Annotated in this window: 15 protein-coding genes and 1 pseudogene; 9 read left to right on the forward strand and 7 right to left on the reverse strand. The window is 38.3% G+C overall.

What is annotated here, in order from left to right; genetic code table 11:
* Positions 1–6: 6 nt before the first annotated feature.
* Positions 7–222 carry a DUF1737 domain-containing protein gene (locus ACG9ZL_RS00905; RefSeq protein ID WP_034616427.1) on the forward strand — a complete coding sequence of 72 codons (216 nt, stop codon included), beginning with the start codon at positions 7–9 and terminating at the stop codon, positions 220–222.
* 155 nt (positions 223–377) lie between these two features.
* Positions 378–734 (forward strand): hypothetical protein, encoded by a 357-nt coding sequence (locus tag ACG9ZL_RS00910; RefSeq protein ID WP_419358753.1) that lies wholly within the window; start codon positions 378–380, stop codon positions 732–734.
* Positions 735–792: 58 nt separating this feature from the next.
* On the opposite strand, the gene ACG9ZL_RS00915 is transcribed toward ACG9ZL_RS00910, so the two are convergent.
* Positions 793–2,148, reverse strand: a complete 1,356-nt coding sequence (locus ACG9ZL_RS00915) for an MATE family efflux transporter (RefSeq protein WP_419358755.1) — start codon at positions 2,146–2,148, stop codon at positions 793–795.
* Between the two features lie 40 nt (positions 2,149–2,188).
* A complete protein-coding gene (locus tag ACG9ZL_RS00920; RefSeq protein ID WP_336953468.1) occupies positions 2,189–2,650 on the reverse strand; it encodes a DMT family transporter in 462 nt (153 codons plus the stop codon).
* 118 nt (positions 2,651–2,768) lie between these two features.
* Here ACG9ZL_RS00920 and hemW point away from each other — a divergent pair, with 118 nt between their 5' ends.
* Both hemW and ACG9ZL_RS00930 read left to right on the forward strand, forming a co-directional pair.
* Entirely contained in the window at positions 2,769–3,923 is a 1,155-nt protein-coding gene (gene hemW / locus ACG9ZL_RS00925; protein WP_336953469.1) for a radical SAM family heme chaperone HemW, read from the forward strand.
* Between the two features lie 76 nt (positions 3,924–3,999).
* Entirely contained in the window at positions 4,000–4,485 is a 486-nt protein-coding gene (locus ACG9ZL_RS00930; RefSeq protein ID WP_419358757.1) for a hypothetical protein, read from the forward strand.
* Between the two features lie 210 nt (positions 4,486–4,695).
* On the opposite strand, the gene ACG9ZL_RS00935 is transcribed toward ACG9ZL_RS00930, so the two are convergent.
* Positions 4,696–6,519, reverse strand: coding sequence for an acyl-CoA dehydrogenase C-terminal domain-containing protein (locus tag ACG9ZL_RS00935; protein WP_336953471.1), 1,824 nt, complete (start codon positions 6,517–6,519; stop codon positions 4,696–4,698).
* Between the two features lie 233 nt (positions 6,520–6,752).
* Between ACG9ZL_RS00935 and ACG9ZL_RS00940 the strand changes: the two genes are divergently transcribed.
* Complete coding sequence (locus tag ACG9ZL_RS00940; RefSeq protein ID WP_419358759.1) at positions 6,753–9,158, forward strand: hypothetical protein; 2,406 nt, start codon at positions 6,753–6,755, stop codon at positions 9,156–9,158.
* 78 nt (positions 9,159–9,236) lie between these two features.
* Here the strand turns inward: ACG9ZL_RS00940 and aroE are convergent, their stop codons facing one another.
* Together aroE and hemF are read right to left on the reverse strand one after the other, a co-directional pair.
* The gene (aroE, locus tag ACG9ZL_RS00945; protein WP_336953473.1) at positions 9,237–10,025 is read right to left on the reverse strand and encodes a shikimate dehydrogenase; all 789 of its coding nucleotides are present in this window, start codon (positions 10,023–10,025) and stop codon (positions 9,237–9,239) included.
* Between the two features lie 674 nt (positions 10,026–10,699).
* Positions 10,700–11,641 (reverse strand): oxygen-dependent coproporphyrinogen oxidase, encoded by a 942-nt coding sequence (gene hemF / locus ACG9ZL_RS00950; RefSeq protein WP_336953474.1) that lies wholly within the window; start codon positions 11,639–11,641, stop codon positions 10,700–10,702.
* A 273-nt stretch (positions 11,642–11,914) separates the two neighbouring features.
* Here hemF and hemN point away from each other — a divergent pair, with 273 nt between their 5' ends.
* Positions 11,915–13,279 carry an oxygen-independent coproporphyrinogen III oxidase gene (hemN, locus tag ACG9ZL_RS00955; RefSeq protein ID WP_419327716.1) on the forward strand — a complete coding sequence of 455 codons (1,365 nt, stop codon included), beginning with the start codon at positions 11,915–11,917 and terminating at the stop codon, positions 13,277–13,279.
* A 217-nt stretch (positions 13,280–13,496) separates the two neighbouring features.
* Here the strand turns inward: hemN and ACG9ZL_RS00960 are convergent.
* Positions 13,497–13,607, reverse strand: a pseudogene (locus tag ACG9ZL_RS00960) (DUF4844 domain-containing protein); the annotation flags it as partial.
* Between the two features lie 212 nt (positions 13,608–13,819).
* Positions 13,820–14,422 carry a GTP cyclohydrolase II gene (gene ribA, locus ACG9ZL_RS00965; RefSeq protein ID WP_336953476.1) on the reverse strand — a complete coding sequence of 201 codons (603 nt, stop codon included), beginning with the start codon at positions 14,420–14,422 and terminating at the stop codon, positions 13,820–13,822.
* A gap of 315 nt (positions 14,423–14,737) precedes the next feature.
* On the opposite strand from ribA, the gene dxs reads away from it, so the two are divergent.
* The 3 genes from dxs to ACG9ZL_RS00980 all read left to right on the forward strand — a co-directional run bounded on the left by dxs (position 14,738) and on the right by ACG9ZL_RS00980 (position 18,196).
* A complete protein-coding gene (gene dxs, locus ACG9ZL_RS00970) occupies positions 14,738–16,642 on the forward strand; it encodes a 1-deoxy-D-xylulose-5-phosphate synthase (RefSeq protein ID WP_336953477.1) in 1,905 nt (634 codons plus the stop codon).
* A 130-nt stretch (positions 16,643–16,772) separates the two neighbouring features.
* Positions 16,773–17,603: an inositol monophosphatase family protein gene (locus ACG9ZL_RS00975; protein ID WP_004725624.1), complete on the forward strand. Its 831-nt coding sequence runs from the start codon at positions 16,773–16,775 to the stop codon at positions 17,601–17,603.
* 179 nt (positions 17,604–17,782) lie between these two features.
* Complete coding sequence (locus tag ACG9ZL_RS00980; RefSeq protein WP_419358761.1) at positions 17,783–18,196, forward strand: hypothetical protein; 414 nt, start codon at positions 17,783–17,785, stop codon at positions 18,194–18,196.
* Positions 18,197–18,211 lie beyond the last annotated feature (15 nt).

Raw genomic sequence — 18,211 nt, forward strand, 5'->3', positions numbered from 1 at the left:
TGGATCATGAAAGTTTATCGTTATTTAACTGGTAAGGATGATGTGAATTTCTGTGCACGGGTCAGTAAAGCTTTAAATGACGGCTATGAGTTATATGGTTCTCCAACGATGACGTTTAATGGAACTGATGTCATTGTCGGGCAAGCCATTGTAAAAGAGGTTGGCAATGAATCTGAGATGTCTGAAAAGTTTCAGCAAGCCTATCAGCTTCAATCTGAGTAAAATAAAGTAAATGTCCAATCAAATTTATACTAAAAAGCATATTTTAATGTTATATTATTGAAATACATAGAATAAAAATTTCGTATTTTATGAAAAAAATTGCATTAAAAACCTGATTGAAATTTATTTTAATCCCAATTGTCTATGGTTTGGGAATGATCATACTGGCGACAATTTTTGTGATTGCTCAAGAGATTTTGATTGATAATCATACTGCGCAAGTAGGGAAAATCAGTTTTTATATCTTAAATGTTTCAATTGGATTTTGTTTGAAAATTTTAATTGGATTTCAAATCACCAAGCTTGCTCCTGAAAATAAGCTGATCAACACTGCCATCTATAGTTTTGTATGGGCTTTTATCTATGTACTGGCTTTTAATCTATTATTTGAACCTACAGGCCAAGCACAATATCAACTCATTGGCGTAATGTTTAGTTTTAGTTTAGGTTTTTTGATTTATTTTTCAGATCATAAAGATCAGTTTGACTTGACTTTCTTTTATAAAAAATAATGCTGTATTTAAACAGCATTATTTTTTAGCTAAACGCTTTAAATCAAATAAATCTAAATTAAGCCTGACTTAACCTTTTATTATTGGTATATAAGCGTGTCAGTAATAAAACACAGGCAATCGTGAGTCCGATAATCAGTCCTGTCCAGACCCCAGCTGCACCCATATCGGTATAACGTGCCAAATAAATCCCAACAGGGAAAGCGATGACCCAGTAGGCCAGCATGGTGATCCACATTGGGCCTTTGGTATCCTGCATTCCACGTAAGCAACCTGCAGCACTGACTTGCCATGCATCCATAAGTTGGTAACCAATCGCAAATAAAATTAAATATATTGCTGCTTGGGAAACATCATAGTCACTGGTATAAACAGACACAATCTGTGGACGAAGAATCAACAGGAGTAGCATGGTAATACAGGCGAATAAGGTACTGGTCATTAATCCAACTTTCTGCACTTTACGCATCGCATACCAATTCTTTTCACCATAATAAGTGCCCGTACGAATGGTCAGGGCTAAAGCCAATGACATCGGAATCATAAACAATTGCGATGTGATGGATAAGGCAATTTGATGTGCTGCAACGGTAACTTCACCAAGCGGACTGAGTACAATTGCACCTGTACTGAAAATACTGACCTCAAAGAAAATCGCCAAACCAATCGGCAATCCCAGTTTGAGAATGCGTTTAATCAGTACGCGGTCTATTTTCTCAAACATATTTAAGGGTTGTGTAGCTTGATAGCGTTTGGCTTTTAAAATATAGGTGCTAATCGTGATGAACATGATCCACTGCAACAGGGCTGTTGCAAAACCACAGCCCGCACTTCCCAAGTGTGGAATCGGACCAAGCCCATACATAAAAATAAAATTGAGCGGAATTTGTACCACAAGTGCTACAAGGCTAATCACTGTAACTGGACGAGGATAGCCTAAAGCTTCTGAATAGCCGCGCAATGTTGAATACATGGTAAAAGCAGGCATACCAAAAGCAATTGCATGTAAAAACAAACTGGCTTTAGGCAATAAAGATTCAGGCACACCAACCAAAGGTAACAATAAAGGAATAATCTGTAAAATGAGCATACCAATAATACCCAGCAATAAGGCAACCCATAAAGACTGACGAACAATCGAAGGGATGTTTTCTGGAGTGCGTGCGCCATTGGCTTCTGCTACTAAAGGCGTAGTTGCGATCATGATGCCACTAAACAGCAGCATGACAGGAATCCATAAACCTACACCAACAGCAATTGCAGCGAGATCTTCGGGAGACATATGCCCAGCCATAATGGTATCAATCAATCCAAAGCCTGCCGCAGCAAACTGAGTGATTAATATTGGGAGCATTAAGTTAAAAAGTTGCTTTAATTCAAAGCGGGTAGTTGTGGCTTTTATCGATGCAGACACAGTAAATACTCGTTTTAAATGTGCTTAGAAAATAGATTGGTTAGCGTTGTAGAGTGAGAAGCACACCTATAAAAATCACCACGCCACCTAAAAGACGTTGCCAGTTGACTGGCGTTTTATCTGTACCCAGTAGTCCAAATTGGTCAACGATCATCGACATTGCAATTTGTCCAAAAATAATTAAGCCTGACAGGGTTAAAAAACCCAATTTCGGTGCAGTATAAATGCTCATACTGATTGCATAAACACCTAAACAGCCACCCAGCCAAAGATACCAAGGTATCACCGCTAAACTGGAAAGGGTTGGTCTTTGTTCAGCTTGTACAATCACCAAAATAGCGAGCAATAGTGTACCAACTAAAAAGGATAAAAGGGCAGCTTGTAATGGGGAATGAAGATATTCACGTAGTTGAGTGTTAAGAGCTGTTTGAAAGGTCATGGCAATGCCAATACCCATGGTGAGTGGTAAAAGGAACAATAATTGACTCGATATTTTCAGCATTCTTCTTCATCTACTTTTATTGTTAATGTTTAGTCTAAAGCAAATTGATGACTTGTTCTAATCGGATGGTAGAAGTCATGTTAAAATAATTACTCTCTAAACTTGTTCTGAGCTTTCTTTGACTGATTTAACACCTCAAAATATACCTTTGTCGCTTTATATCCATATGCCGTGGTGTGTCCGTAAGTGTCCGTATTGTGACTTTAACTCACATGCTGTACCTGATGGGAAGCTGTCTTTAGATTTAGAGCAAGAATATTTGCTAGCATTGGTTGAAGACTTTAAAACCCAAGTGGATTTTGCTCAGGGACGTAAAATTCATAGTGTGTTTATTGGTGGTGGAACCCCGTCATTGATTTCTGCACAAGGTTATCAGTGGCTTTTTTCCCAGTTAAAAGCTTTAATACCGTTTGAGCAGGATTGTGAAATTACTTTGGAAGCCAATCCTGGGACAGTTGAACATGATCCTTTTGCAGACTATTTAGATGTTGGGATTAATCGTTTATCGCTTGGGGTGCAAAGTTTTAATCCTGATCATCTAACAAAGCTGGGGCGTATCCATTCCAATGATGATGCTGTTTCCGCCATTCAACATGCCAAACAAGCGGGTTTTCAACGCGTCAACGTAGATTTGATGCATGGTTTACCAGAACAGACTTTAGAACAAGCCTTGTATGACTTAAAACTTGCAGTCGAAAATGGGGCAACCCATATTTCATGGTATCAATTGACCATTGAACCGAATACCGTTTTTTTCCGCACTCAACCTATTTTGCCTGTAGATGATGTTCTGGAAACCATTCAAGAACAGGGAGAACAATATTTACAGGCCAATGGCTTTATCAATTATGAAGTGTCTGCATGGCGTAAAGAAAAACCGTCATCACATAATTTAAATTATTGGCAATTTGGCGATTATTTAGCGATTGGGGCAGGGGCACATGGCAAAATTACCCAAGCTGATGGTGTATACCGTTTTCAAAAAACCCGTTTGCCTAAAGACTACTTAGCCAAAGTGCCTGCTGAACATTTGCAATTTAAACGTATTGAAAAACAAGACATGCCTTTTGAATTTATGATGAATGCTTTACGTTTAAATGAGGGTGTTCATGCCCACATTTATCCTGAACGTACAGGGTTGAATTTGTCTGATTTAGATCAGGTAATTGGTTCATTAAAACAGCGTAAATTGATGTTGAATGATGACGCACAGTTGGCATGTACAGCGCAAGGTCATGTATTTTTAAATTCTGTGCTGGAAGAGTTTCTATAAATCTACAGCATAAAAATTTAGCTTTTGTTATGATCTGACTTAAAACAATAATCTATTAAAAGTTAAGGTCATCACAATGAATAAGTTCCTAATCAGCATGTTATTTGCTGTGGCAAGCCTATCACTGGCATATGCAAAAAACGATGTTCCTCAATTTAGCGACTATCCTGTGAAGGCTGTGTATACAGGCAAGACCGCGAAACTTGATCTTTCAGATCCAAGTGCCAATATGTTCCGCACTCGACTAAGAGAAGCATTAACACAAAAACCAGATTTTGCCGGTGAATATGTCACCACTATGTGGGGCTGTGGCGGGGGATGTAGAGTCTATTCTTTTGTCAATAAACGTACGGGTCAGCTTTTAGCGGATGGCATTGGTGGGGAGGAACGGACTGAAGATGTGGTTGCAACACGTCCAAACAGCCGTCTCTTGGTCACACAAGAAGAGCATATGAATCAAAACTATGAAGTGGATCAAGTGACTACACGTTTTTATGTGCTCGAAAAAAATCGATTTAAGTTGATTAAAACCATTACTCAACCCGCTTCTAAAACTCAATAGTAGGGGATGACAGAATTATCTGTTGGCTTTTAAACAGGTCAATTTTTAAAAGCATTAAAGCAAGCGCTTAAGGGCATTTTTAAGTTCAGGCTTTCAAGGATGGGCTTCTGCTACAAGTAAATGAATATCACTGTAGTGCAGCTTGCACTGTTATATTTAAAAAAACAAAGAGCGCCGTAGCGCTCTTTGTTTTTTCAGAAATCTTAAATTTTAGTAATCAAAACTAAAATGTTCTGCATCAAGTGCCATCATGGTACGAGATGGATTTACCATAGACTCAGCATGACCTTGTGAACGTGGTAATAATTGTTCAAAGTAGAAATCTGCAAGTTTGATTTTTGCTTTATAGAACTCAGGAACTTCGGCACCATTACCAGACGCTAGTTTTTCAGAAGCGACTGCTGCTTGTTGAGCCCAGTAGTAAGCCATCATTGCATAACCAGAGAACATCAAGAAATCCACAGAAGCAGATGATACGATTTCGCGGTCTTTACGTGCTGCAAGCATAATACGTACAGTCAAAGCGTTCCATTGCGCACAGATCTTGGTTAAATCCCAAGCAAAACGACGCATATATTTGTTACGTGCATGTTGACCACAGAATTTCAAGATTTCAGCGGTATATTCACGAACCACTTTACCTTTAGATGAAAGCAGCACTTTACGACCAATTAAATCAAGTGCTTGGATACCTGTCGTACCTTCGTACAAAGTCGCGATACGTGCATCACGTGCAATTTGTTCCATGCCATGCTCTTTGATATAGCCATGACCACCAAACACTTGCATACCCAAATTCGCAGATTCAAGCCCCATTTCTGTTAAGAAACCTTTGAGAATTGGGGTATAGAAACCAAGCTTATCATCATATTCTTCAAATTTTGCTTGATCACCTTGTAACATTGCATCAGTCATTTTATCTGCAAGTTGAGCGGCATGATAAATCATTGCACGACCGCCTTCTGCAAATGCTTTTTGAGTCAAAAGCATACGACGTACATCTGCATGGTGAATGATTGCATCAGCCACTTTGTCTGGATCTTTTTTACCAGATAGAGCACGCATAGACATACGGTCTTTTGCGTATGGTAAAGCACCTTGGAATGATAATTCCGCGTGAGCAAGGCCTTGTACAGCAGTACCAATACGCGCCGTGTTCATGAAGGTGAACATTGCATGTAAGCCTTTATTCACTTCACCAATCAGATAGCCTGTTGCGCCATCAAAGTTTAATACTGCTGTAGCAGATGCACGAATTCCCATTTTGTGTTCAATAGAACCACAAGTCACAGGATTACGTTCACCCACTGTACCTTCAGCTGTAGGGATGAATTTAGGCACAATAAACAATGAAATACCTTTAGTCCCAGCGGGTGCATCTGGAAGACGCGCAAGAACGATATGGATAATATTTTCAGTTAAATCATGTTCACCCGCAGAGATGAAGATTTTTGTCCCTGTAATCGCGTAAGTACCATCAGCATTAGGTTCAGCCTTAGTTTTTACTTGACCTAAGTCTGTACCACATTGTGGTTCAGTCAGACACATTGTTCCTGACCATGTACCCGCAGTCAGGTGTGGCATATAGGTATTTTTTTGTTCGTCTGTACCAAATTGCAGGATGGTATTCATACATCCCATGCTCAAACCTGGGTACATGGTGAATGACCAGTTTGCAGTCCCCATCATTTCAGATTTGATTAGGTTTAATGACATCGGTAAACCTTGGCCACCAAACTCTTCAGGATAAGACAGGCCTTGCCAGCCGCCTTGAATAAATTGGTTATAAGCTTCTTTAAAACCTTTTGGTGTCGAGACTTCACCATCTTTAAAATGACAACCTTCTTCGTCACCAGATTGATTCAGCGGAGAAAGTACATTTTCACAAAAATCTGCAGCACCTTCTAAAATCATATCGACAGTATCAGCATCGGCATTTTCGCCAATTGATAGTGTTTTATAATGTGCAGAATAGTCAAAAACTTCATTCATTAAAAAACGTATGTCACGGAGCGGCGCTTTATATGCTGGCATGTGTTTAATCCTAATTTAAAAATAGTTTTGGATTTTCAATCTATAGCTTCATTATTCATAATCATATGGGAATTACATTGATAAGACTCTCTAAAAAAATTGTCAGAAATGCGAATTTGGTAGAAAAAGCACATGTGAATTTGTTGATTTTTTGATAGTCTTGTACACTTTGTTTTTTATTGTTTCATTGTTATTTTTATTGTCATTATAATATTCAAGTGGGTAGATCTATCATGCATTTAAAAAAATTAACATTGTGTTTATTGGGTTTGAGTTTATCAGCATGTTCTACACATGTGATTAAAAGCAATGCTTTAAATGCAGATCAAGACGCTCCGCAACGTGCAATTCAAGGGTTTAATGCCTTATATGAATATCCAAATTTTGATTACCGTGGACAAGTTAAGGTTCGACTTGATAGCGTTCAGAAAGCCAACACAGCTGATACAAAACAATTAGATCCTACAATTGAAAAAAAGGTCAATCAATACCTGAAAGATCAAAAAATCAAGTTAACCGATGCGCAAAAAAAAGATCTTTATCAAGCAATTGCTAAACAGGACTCAAAGTATTTTAGTCGTTTTGCTGGTATGGGCGCAGATGTTGTACAAAATATCGTGAATGATTTGCAGATTCGTTATGATGGAACGGTAAATTATCGTCAGAAAATGGCATCGTTTAACTTAGAGACACTGTATAAAAAACCCAACCTCTCTGTGGAAATGCGTATTCCTACAGTTTTGGATTTAAATAATTATAAATTCTATACGCATATCTATTCTTTGATGCCTTATTTGGCTAATTCACAAGATCAGAATAAATATGCCTATTATGATTTTTCTAAATATAAAGATGATATTGCCAAGGTAAATGGAAAAGCCTTGGTTGAGTTGCTTAAACAATCAGGCGCAACCTCTTATTTAATTGCTTCCCCGAATCAAATTGAAAATCTTGCGGTGAGTTCAGCTGAGAAGCAAACAGGTGTGGTTGAAAAAATCCGCTTGAATACCACCATTGAAGAAATGTTTTTGCAAGGTCAATTGTATTCTACAGTAAATCGTCAATATTTCATGAATTCAGTGCTTGGATTGAGCGCTACTAATATTGCAAAACTATTAGATACTACAGGAGAAAGCCAATCTAGCGATGATGCTAACGAAGCGGCACAAGCTGCAATGAAAGCAGTAGAAGAAGCCTCAGCGGGGATCAATACTGATGATGCGGGAGTGGCTGATGCCGCTAGCGCCATGTATCAACTTTATAGTGCAGTCAATCGTCAATCTCATGACGCGTCTGAAGAAGAGGTGGATGCAGTTTATGCAGATGCACAAGACGCGGCTAAAAAAGCAGTTGAAGATGACGAAGACTATGCCACTAGCCAAGCTTCTGATGCTGCTGAGCAGGAAGATGACAATGTTGAAGCTGAGTCTGAAGACGTATCAGCAGCGCGTCAGAAAATTTTAACTGAACAACAGTGTGAAGATTTAACAAAAGCAAAAGCTCATCCACGTTTTGGTGATGTGGAATATTGCCAGTATCATTATGAAATTGATGTTTTAAGTACTGAACAAAAGGATGATGCATCTTCAGCCAGCAAAACTTTACAGCAGCAAAGTAATGCAGCGCTTGTCAAAACCTTTACAAGCTATGCGAAAGACCAGTTGGTTGATGCTCAACAATTTAAACAACTGTGGAATCAACATCATACTGAAGTTGAATCCAGTTTGCCGGCTAAAAACAAACGTAATCCTTTAATCGTTGATCTGTCTTTAGATAACAAAGGCCGGGCGGTAAAAGTAGATTATGATTTGGGTGTGGATTTTGATAAATTAAATCGCAAGCTGAATGTTAAGATGGATATGCAATTCCTTAATTATGGAAATGCCAGCAAGATCGACCAGAGTGTTTTACAGCAAGCCAAACCATTTAAAGACATCTTTAAAGGCAGCATTATGGAGCAAGCTGTAGGTGGTATTGCGGGTGTTTCAGGTGATACAGGCAGCCGTTCAGAACAAAAATACTTAACTTTAGATGAGCGTTTAGCACAGTTGGCTGAACAGGTGTTTGCACAAACGGGTTCCTATGAAAAAACCTATAAAGCGGTATTTATTGCCAAACTGACTGCAGAAAAACCTGAGCTAATCAAACAATACTCTGCTCAAGATTTACAGGAAATTGCGGCAGTCTACGCTTATTCTTATTCTGATGAAGAGATTTACAATCCAAAAGGCCAGACTTTAAAGCAGATCCAAGCTTTACAGAAAAAACATCATTTGGAAGATGACCACCAATATGATGATGGACTTGGAAATGCTGTTGATGAGATCGTGGCTAAAGTTTGGAAAGATAAGCAAAGTGTTTTAGAAATTCAGAATTTAGTTAAGAAATACAAAACCACTGAAGCTGTTTTTGCGCAATATTATATGCAGAAGTTTGAAGCAGAAAATGAGATTGAAAAAGGGCAACGTGCTGACTTTATCAAAACAGCGAAGATTTTAGCCAAGTCTTATACTGCATTTAAACGTAATAAATTTAACGATCAGGTAGTGGCTGGCTTGGATCAAGACGCGACTGAATTTATTGATTATGATTTATTTAAGCAAACCTATCAGATCTTGAGTGATGCCAAGTTAAAGTAATTGATCTTGGTTTGGTTAAAAAGAACCTCAATTGAGGTTCTTTTTTATTGATTTTTTAAAACAAAGATACATCCATGATTAAAGAAAATCTTTTAAATTTGGACGAACCCCATTCCAAATATAAAATGCTTCGATGGCTTGTCCAACCAACATACCGAAGCCTTCTGAGCTTGGAATCTGGCGCGCTTTGGCTTGATCGATAAAACTTGAAGGTTTGCCATATGCCATTTCATAAGCATGGTGAAAGGTTAAGGTTTCAGGAAGAATCAGTGCATCACCCGTTAAGCTTGCCGAAGTCGCATTGATAACAAGATCAAATTGCCCATCTAATTCATCTAGGCTACAAGCGGAAAGTTCTGCTTCAGGAACAGCGCTTTGTAAATCTGCCACCAATTGTTCCGCACGTGAACGGGTACGGTTGGCAATCACAATCATTTTAGCCCCCGCTTTTACCAAAGGGTAAACCACACCGCGAGTTGCACCGCCTGCACCAATAATCAAAATATCTGTGTTTTCTAAAGTCCAGTCCAATGCTTTAATCGCATCGACTAAACCTTGTCCATCTGTATTGTCACCATGCAAAATGCCGTTTTCCATCCAAAGCGTATTGACTGCCTTAGCGATTTTTGCACGTTCTGTCAGTTGTTGGCATAAGGCAAAAGCTTGTTCTTTAAATGGCACAGTAACATTCATACCTATGCCATTGTGTGCAAAAAATTCATTAACACTTGCAGTAAAGCCATCGAGTGGGGCAAGACGTTTTACATAGTTGAGATCAATACCAGTCTTTTCTGCAAAGGCATGGTGTAGTTCAGGTGAACGAGAGTGTTCAATCGGATTTCCAATGACTGCGAATAGTTTACTCATGCCAAATGTCCAAGTATTGATTGTATTGATTTTTAGAGAATCTCGACAATATACTTGAAAATGGATGATACAACCAAACTATATGCAGTTTAGCTTATGCTAAAATTTGAATAAATTGATGATTTAGAGCGCTTTTTTAATCGCGCTAAAGCTGGTTTTTAAGAGGAAGGTTTTTTGGGAAATGTTGTGCTTTAAAAAAGATGCTTATGGGTTGCAAACTGACTCTAAGAAGTCAAGAAAAATCATAGCAAAAACAACAAGAAATCCAGCAGATAATACAACACTAGAGGTAATCGAGATGCTGTCAGAGAGATGGTTGTTAGAGATAATAGTGGTTGAAATAGAGCATGCTAATAAAAATAAAATACTGAATGAAAGTGTAACCTTGTGATTTTCTAATAAATTCCTCATACCTACCTCTGGTTTCTACCGCTATAATAATCTTTAATGCTAAGACTTTTTTCAAAAAAATTAAGGAAATTTTAAGGTTGGTATCTTAGCCAAGTTCGAACATATATTAAATTAAAAAAGTGTCCTAATCGTGAATTATTCTCATTTTAATTGTGAGTAAATCTTTCAAGACTTATTTTCTCAGAAGTATTCAACGGTTTAAGTTAAAAAGCTATCTTAAATGAAAGATAGCTTTTTAACGATGAAGCTTAAATTGCTGATGATTACTTTAATATGGACAACCAGTCTTTAGGCTTTAAATAATGATCAGTGAGGCGTTTTTCTGGGCTATTTTCATCCCATTCTGGGCGATAAGACCATGCAGCAAGTGGTGGCATGCTGACCAGAATAGATTCAATTCGCCCACCAGTTTGTAAGCCAAATAAAGTTCCACGATCATAAACCAAATTATATTCAACGTAGCGACCACGACGATACAGTTGGAAGTCTCGTTGGGCTTGTGTAAATGGTTTATCCTGATTTCTTTGGAAAATAGGCAAAATAGCATTTAAATAACCATGAGCGACCGCTTGTATATATTCAAAGCATTTTTCAAAATCCCATTGGTTTAAATCATCAAAAAACAATCCACCAATACCCCGTTGTTCATCACGATGTTTTAAATAGAAATAATCATCGCACCATTGCTTATGTTCCATATAAATTTCTTTACCAAACGGTGCACATAGATCAAATGCTGTTTGGTGCCAAGATAAAACATCTTCATCATTCGGGTAAAAAGGCGTGAGGTCAAAACCACCACCAAACCACCAAATTGGTGCCTGTCCTTCAGGTTCTGCAACAAATAGCCGTACATTGGCGTGAGATGTTGGAACATTGGGGTTTGTTGGATGAATGACCAAAGAAACACCCAAGGCTTGTGCTTTGGCTCCAGCAATTGCTGGATGGCGTTCTGTTGCTGAAGCTGGTAGTTTGGAAATGTTGATGTGAGAAAACATCACCCCGCCTTTTTCGATCACAGTACCATTTTGTAAAACACATGAACGGCCACCGCCCCCTTCAGGGCGTTGCCAGTCATCAATTTCAAATGTTGCAGTGCCATGGCCTAATTTTTCTTGTTGCTCTAGGGCAGAGCAGATTCGAGCTTGTAAATCTGTCAGGAAATCACGAACACGTTGAATATCTGCAGAAGTCGGGTTTTGCATGATCATCCTCAAAGGAGAATTGAAAAATTTTCTACATCAAAACATAAAAATTCAAAAAAAACAAAACGAAGTCATCATGAAGACATTTTTTGAACGTGCCGTGAATTAATTGAACGTGAGTGAAAATCTTTGGTTATCGTTGGCATAAGCTTCGCAATCCCGAGCAATTCGCTAGGTTGAAATCTATCCTTAAGCTCAGCACAATGTATTGAGGATAAATTCAATTTTGGGTTTATTTCATTTTGAATGTTAATTGCGTATCGAGCAGTGAATATGAGTTGTTCCTTGATTCAAAAATACAATGTTGCTGGACCCCGTTATACTAGTTATCCAACGGTTCCATATTGGGATGAGGCTTCATTTTCGCTGCAACAATGGAAACAAACGCTAAAGCGCTCTTTTGATGAGTCTAATCTCGCTGAAGGCATCAGTCTTTATATTCATTTACCGTTCTGTGAAAGTCTATGTACTTTTTGCGGATGCCATAAAAAAGTCACTAAACGGCATGATGTTGAACTACCCTATATTCAAGCAGTTTTAAAAGAATGGGATTTATATTGTCAGTTGCTAGAAGACAGACCCATCATTAAAGAAATCCATTTGGGGGGTGGGACACCAACATTTTTTTCAGTTGAGCATTTACAACAATTAATTCAGGGTATTTTAGCCAAAGCCAATATTGCGGATCGTTATGAATTTAGTTTTGAAGGGCATCCCAATAATACCACACGAGAACAGTTACAGGCCTTATATGAGCTTGGTTTTCGCCGTGTCAGCTATGGTGTGCAAGACTATAATGAGAATGTTCAGAAAGCCATTCATCGTGTCCAGCCCTTTGAAAATGTAGAAAGAGTCACGCAATGGGCACGTGACATTGGCTATACATCCATTTCACATGATCTGGTTTTTGGTTTGCCATTTCAAAAATTAGCAGATGTATTGCATACCATTGATTTGACTAATACTTTAATGCCAGATCGCTTGGCTTTTTATAGTTATGCCCATGTGCCTTGGATTAAGGGCAATGGACAGCGTGGGTTTAAAGATCATGATGTGCCCAAAGATGGAATGAAACGAACGCTATATGAAGAAGGGAAAAAGCAACTTTTAGCCCATGGTTATCATGAGATTGGGATGGATCATTTTGCTTTAGATCGGGATGAGATGTATCAAGCATTTCATGCAGGTACTTTGCATCGTAATTTTATGGGCTATACCTCATCAAAAACACAAGTCATGATCGGATTGGGTCTATCTTCAATTGGTGATAGTTGGTATAGCTTTGCACAGAATGAAAAAAATTTAGAAGCTTATTACAGTTGTCTTGAAAATGATGAAATTCCTGTGGTGAAAGGGCATGTGTTAAGTGTAGAAGATTTAAAGATTCGTCAACATATTTTGAATTTGATGTGTACCTTTCAAACCTCTTGGTCAGATCACATGATGGATTTTGCCGAACGTGGTGATGTGATTCAACAGCTTGTTGAAATGCAGCACGATGGTTTATTGAATATTGAAGTGGATCGGATTGTGATCACGGAGCAAGGGAAACCTTTTGTCCGTAATATCTGTATGGCGTTTGATTTGCATTTAAAACGTAGAAAACCTGAAACGCAAATTTTCTCGATGACGATATGATTCTATTTTACAAAATATTGTATTTAAACATTTAGATGAAGAAGTGTAGATGATTCCTTTCTTTTCAGGGATGAAAGAAACAAAAATCCTTAGTTGGGCAAAGGGGACTCCTGTCATCCTTGCCCAACGGTGACATCCCTGTCGCCATCCGAGAGAGCAAAATCTTTCTTGATGTTTTATTTATAAAAATTAGTGAATTATTAGAGATGTTATGGTTTTACTGATTCTTTTGTTCAATTAACTTATTAATGACTTCAACATATACCCAAGTATTTAAAATAATATCTGAGCTTTCTAGGCCAATAATATCTAAAAATTTTTCATAGCTAATCGAGTTTTTGCTTTAATTAAGGATTTTGGATCTCAGAATATAAAAAATGTCGGGCAAAAAGTGACCTTGTTGTTGGAGCTGTTTTAATTATTGAATGATTGCAGATTAGGCTTTTGAATCATATGCGTTGAATAAAAGGAGAATGATTGCAAATAAGATTGAGCTTAATTTCATTAGTTCAGTCTCCTATTATTTAACTTAGTGATTATTTAAAAATCATCTTTCTCATACATATGAGACATACGGTCATGTTTGGTTTTTAAATAATCTTCATTGAACTTATTTAAGCCCACTGTCAACGGTACACGATCTAATACATCAATACCTAAATCTGTTAAAGCTTTTAATTTTAATGGATTGTTGGTAATGAGTTTAACTTGTTTGACCTGTAAATGATCAAGCATGATGCTACACATATCATATTTACGTGCATCAGCAGGTAGGTTTAACAATAAATTTGCATCAACAGTATCGTGCCCTTGATCTTGCAGCGCATAAGCACGGATTTTATTGGTCAAACCAATACCACGACCTTCTTGGCGCAAATATAAAATCACACCCTGACCTGCTTCATTCATCATTTTCATGGTGTTGTGCAATTGAGGACCACAGTCACATTTTAATGAGCCAAAGGCATCGCCAGTTAAACATTCTGAATGAATACGAACTAAAACGGGGTTTGTAGGCGCGATTTCTAAACCCTTAGAAAGAGCAACATGCTCTTCACCTGTTTGTGGATCTTGAAATACAGAAATTTTAAAATCACCATAAGCAGTGGGTAATTTTGAAGTGGCAACAAACTCTATTGACACAGAATCTTCCATCTATTTGTTTAGAAATTGGCTAAAGTATAGCGTAATGCTTGGACATTGGTAGGTTTGTAAAGCATGTTTTTATAGATAACATTGCTATAAAAATTTCTTTTTTGTATAAAGCACACGATAATAGTTGATATATAGATAGATTATTCATGATAATTGACACCAATAGCACACTAGCTGACTTGGAAGTTCCAATGACGCATCATTATAAATGTGGCTGATCGAATGTGATATGATTTGTTCTCACAATCATGCTAACCCGTTTACCTAGCTAGATTTGCCAGGCTTTAGAAGGCTTTGCCACATATGTTGTATACCGAAATACCTAGTCATCGTCCTGTTACGCCTTTGTTGAATGAAATTAATCATCCTCAACAATTACGTCAGTTTGAGCAAAGCCAATTGCCGCAGGTCGCAGACGAATTGCGTCAATTTATTTTGTATGCTGCTGGACAAAGTGGCGGGCATTTTGGTGCAAACCTTGGCGTTATAGAGTTAACAGTCGCCTTACACTATTGTTTTGAAACCCCAAGAGATCGTTTAGTTTGGGATGTAGGCCATCAGGCGTATCCACATAAAGTTCTTACAGGACGCCGTGAGCAATTGATGACTATCCGTTCTAAAGATGGATTGGCAGCTTTTCCAGCACGTGATGAATCCGAATTCGATACTTTTGGTGTAGGACATTCATCGACTGCAATTTCTGCTGGCTTGGGCATGGCCTTGGCACGTCGTTATCAAAAAGATCCTTGTGAAGTTGTTGCCATCGTTGGTGATGGTGCGATGACTGCTGGAATGGCATTTGAAGCCATGAATGATGCAGTGGCACATAATGCTGATTTGTTGGTGGTACTCAACGACAATGATATGTCGATTTCATGTAGCACTGGTGGTTTTGCTAAGCATTTGGCTGCAATTTGGGAACAAGGGCAATTCATCAATATTGATGAAGAAGGGCAAGCTTTTGTACAGGATTGTCCTGAATGGAACTACAACTCTCGCTTACATCAATCTGCGACTGATGCCGCGGATAATCTATTTAAAGCGATTGGTTTTGATTATTTTGGCCCATTTGATGGCCATAATGTTGAGCAACTGGTCCAAGTCTTTAATGCGCTTAAAAAACGTAAAGGGCCACGCCTGATCCATGTCTATACTGTGAAAGGTAAGGGTTTTGCGCCTGCTGAAGCGGATCAAATTAAATATCATGCGATTGGCAAAATTAATGCTTCAGCTACTAAAAATTTAGCACCAAAATATTCAGATGTATTTGGGCAATGGCTTTGCGATGAAGCTGCACAAGATGACAAATTACTCGCGATTACCCCTGCTATGTGTGAAGGCTCAGGCATGGTACAGTTTGCTAAGCAATTTCCAGAGCGCTACTTCGATGTTGCTATTGCAGAACAGCATGCTGTGACATTAGCCGCCGGTATGGCTTGTGAAGGACTAAAGCCAGTTGTGGCGATTTATTCAACCTTCTTGCAACGCGGTTATGACCAGCTGATTCATGATGTTGCTTTACAAAATCTTGATGTGACCTTTGGTATTGATCGTGCAGGCTTAGTCGGTGAAGATGGTCCTACGCATGCTGGTGCTTATGACTATGCTTATATGCGTACTGTTCCCAATATGGTGATCATGGCGCCAAAAGACGAAAACGAATGTCGCCAAATGTTGCATACAGCATATCTATACAAAGGGCCAACTGCAGTACGTTATCCTCGCGGTAATGGTTTAGGTGTAGAAATTCAACAACAGTTGATTGAGCTGGAAATTGGTAAAGCTGAAATATTGTTAGAACTCAATACTGAACACGAAGACGGTATCACGATTTTGGCTTTTGGCAGTCGTGTTCAACCTGCGCTTGAATCAGCAAAACAACTCGCACCAACATTGGATATCGCAATTCGTGTGATCAATATGCGTTTTGTGAAACCACTGGATGAACAAATTATTCGTGATTTGGCAGATAAAACGCACTTATTTGTTACTGTTGAAGAACATGCGGTGATGGCAGGTGCGGGTAGTGCCGTAAATGAGTTCTTGGCACAGGCACAAATTCTGAAGCCAATTTTAAACTTAGGTTTACCTGATGAATTTCTTGCACAAGCAAGCCACTCTGAAATGCTTCAAGACTGTGGTTTAGATGAAAAAGGTATTCAAAACTCGATTGAACAGGCATGGTTAAAGCTAGTACAACACGTTTAAGCTCATGTAAAAATTGAAGTTGTAAAATTTTAGAAACAAAATTTCCCAAAAAGCGCCGATATTTGCTAAAATGTCGGCGCTTTTATGCATTATTCTTTATCAGTATCTTCAAATTTGTAGTGGGTGTTCAATGGAACCTATGGTGGTGATGGCTGCGCGTGCGGCTCAGTTAGTTGGTCAAGAGCTTTTAAAAGCGCATCAAAATCGTCATAAACTCGATCTACAAGTCGAAGAAAAAGGAATTGATGGTCCAGTGACTCGTGTAGATCGTTATATCGAGCAGTTGACTATTGATACGCTTCGTAAAAGTTATAAAAATCACAGCTTCCTTGGTGAAGAGTTTGGGCTACAAGAAGGTAAAGGTCATGATGCCGATTGGTGTTGGGTGATTGATCCTCTTGATGGTACTTTAAACTTTATCAATGCTTTCCCACATTTCTGTGTATCTATTGCAGTTCAACATAAAGGTGTAACTCAACACGGTGTTATTTATGACCCTGTGAAAGATGAGCTATTCTCTGCAAGCCGTGGTCGTGGCGCAATGTTGAATCAACGTCGTATTCGTGTGAATGTTAAAGACAGTCTTGAAAATACCTTTATGGGTGTAGGTCATGCTTACCGCGCTAAACGTAATGGTGAGATTGTTTCTTATGCGAAAAACCATTTTGAATCATTATTAAATGTAACTGAAGCTGGTGCACAATATCGTCGTGCAGGTTCTGCTGCATTAGACTTGGCTTATGTCGCAGCTGGTCGTTTAGATGGTTATTTTGAGCTCGGTTTAAAACCTTGGGATATCGCAGCAGGCGAGCTTATGGTGAAAGAAGCGGGTGGTACAGTCGTTGATGCTCGTGGTGGTTCAGATTCTATGGAAAATGGTCAAGTGATTGCGTGTTCTATGAAAATGTTAAAACCATTGATGCAAGCTGTTGTTCCTGCTTGGGGTGAAGCTGCGAAGTAATTTATACTTGTGTAGATTGAGTTTTAAAAAGCCTTCATTTTTATGAAGGCTTTTTTATGGGTTGTGATTTAATGCGATACTACCAATACTGAATGTCGTTGTTTAAACTTCTGTGATTGCAAGACCTAGCGAATAGTACTTATATAAAAAATAATACAACTTATTGGGGGAAGCTAAGGGTGAGAAATTTACTGGATAAAGTAAAAAAGTTATTTGGTTTTAAATCTATGAGCCAAAAAATGGAACAGGGAAATCCATATCTTAAAATAGATGAATCTAAAACAACTCAAGAGCAATGCGAAAGATTATTGCTATTAGAGCATCTGGCTCATATAGAAATTATTTGGGATCTTCAAATGAGAAAAGATCCTTATGCTATTCCTTATATAAAGCGAGCAATTTTTTTAAAACCTCACTTGGCATATTTAGCTAGTGAAGAGGATTCTACCTATTTCAAAAGATGTCTTTGGGTATTACAAGAAATAGGTACAGTAGAAGCTATCAATTTAATAGAAGAATATACGCATTCAGATAAAGAAGAGCTTGCAGAACAGGCACGGTATAGAATTTATCGAATTAATGGTGGCACTTAGATGAAATCCAAAAAC

The organism is Acinetobacter legionensis (assembly GCF_048551735.1).
Taxonomy (GTDB): domain Bacteria; phylum Pseudomonadota; class Gammaproteobacteria; order Pseudomonadales; family Moraxellaceae; genus Acinetobacter.

Excerpts from the sequence above, each read along its gene's own strand:
- ACG9ZL_RS00905 (WP_034616427.1), top strand. The coding sequence starts at position 7 with ATGAAAGTTTATCGTTATTTAACTGGTAAGGATGATGTGAATTTCTGT.
- ACG9ZL_RS00910 (WP_419358753.1), top strand. The coding sequence starts at position 378 with ATGATCATACTGGCGACAATTTTTGTGATTGCTCAAGAGATTTTGATT.
- ACG9ZL_RS00920 (WP_336953468.1), bottom strand. The coding sequence starts at position 2,650 with ATGCTGAAAATATCGAGTCAATTATTGTTCCTTTTACCACTCACCATG.
- ACG9ZL_RS00930 (WP_419358757.1), top strand. The coding sequence starts at position 4,000 with ATGAATAAGTTCCTAATCAGCATGTTATTTGCTGTGGCAAGCCTATCA.
- ACG9ZL_RS00935 (WP_336953471.1), bottom strand. The coding sequence starts at position 6,519 with ATGCCAGCATATAAAGCGCCGCTCCGTGACATACGTTTTTTAATGAAT.
- ACG9ZL_RS00940 (WP_419358759.1), top strand. The coding sequence starts at position 6,753 with ATGCATTTAAAAAAATTAACATTGTGTTTATTGGGTTTGAGTTTATCA.
- aroE (WP_336953473.1), bottom strand. The coding sequence starts at position 10,025 with ATGAGTAAACTATTCGCAGTCATTGGAAATCCGATTGAACACTCTCGT.
- hemF (WP_336953474.1), bottom strand. The coding sequence starts at position 11,641 with ATGCAAAACCCGACTTCTGCAGATATTCAACGTGTTCGTGATTTCCTG.
- hemN (WP_419327716.1), top strand. The coding sequence starts at position 11,915 with ATGAGTTGTTCCTTGATTCAAAAATACAATGTTGCTGGACCCCGTTAT.
- dxs (WP_336953477.1), top strand. The coding sequence starts at position 14,738 with ATGTTGTATACCGAAATACCTAGTCATCGTCCTGTTACGCCTTTGTTG.
- ACG9ZL_RS00975 (WP_004725624.1), top strand. The coding sequence starts at position 16,773 with ATGGAACCTATGGTGGTGATGGCTGCGCGTGCGGCTCAGTTAGTTGGT.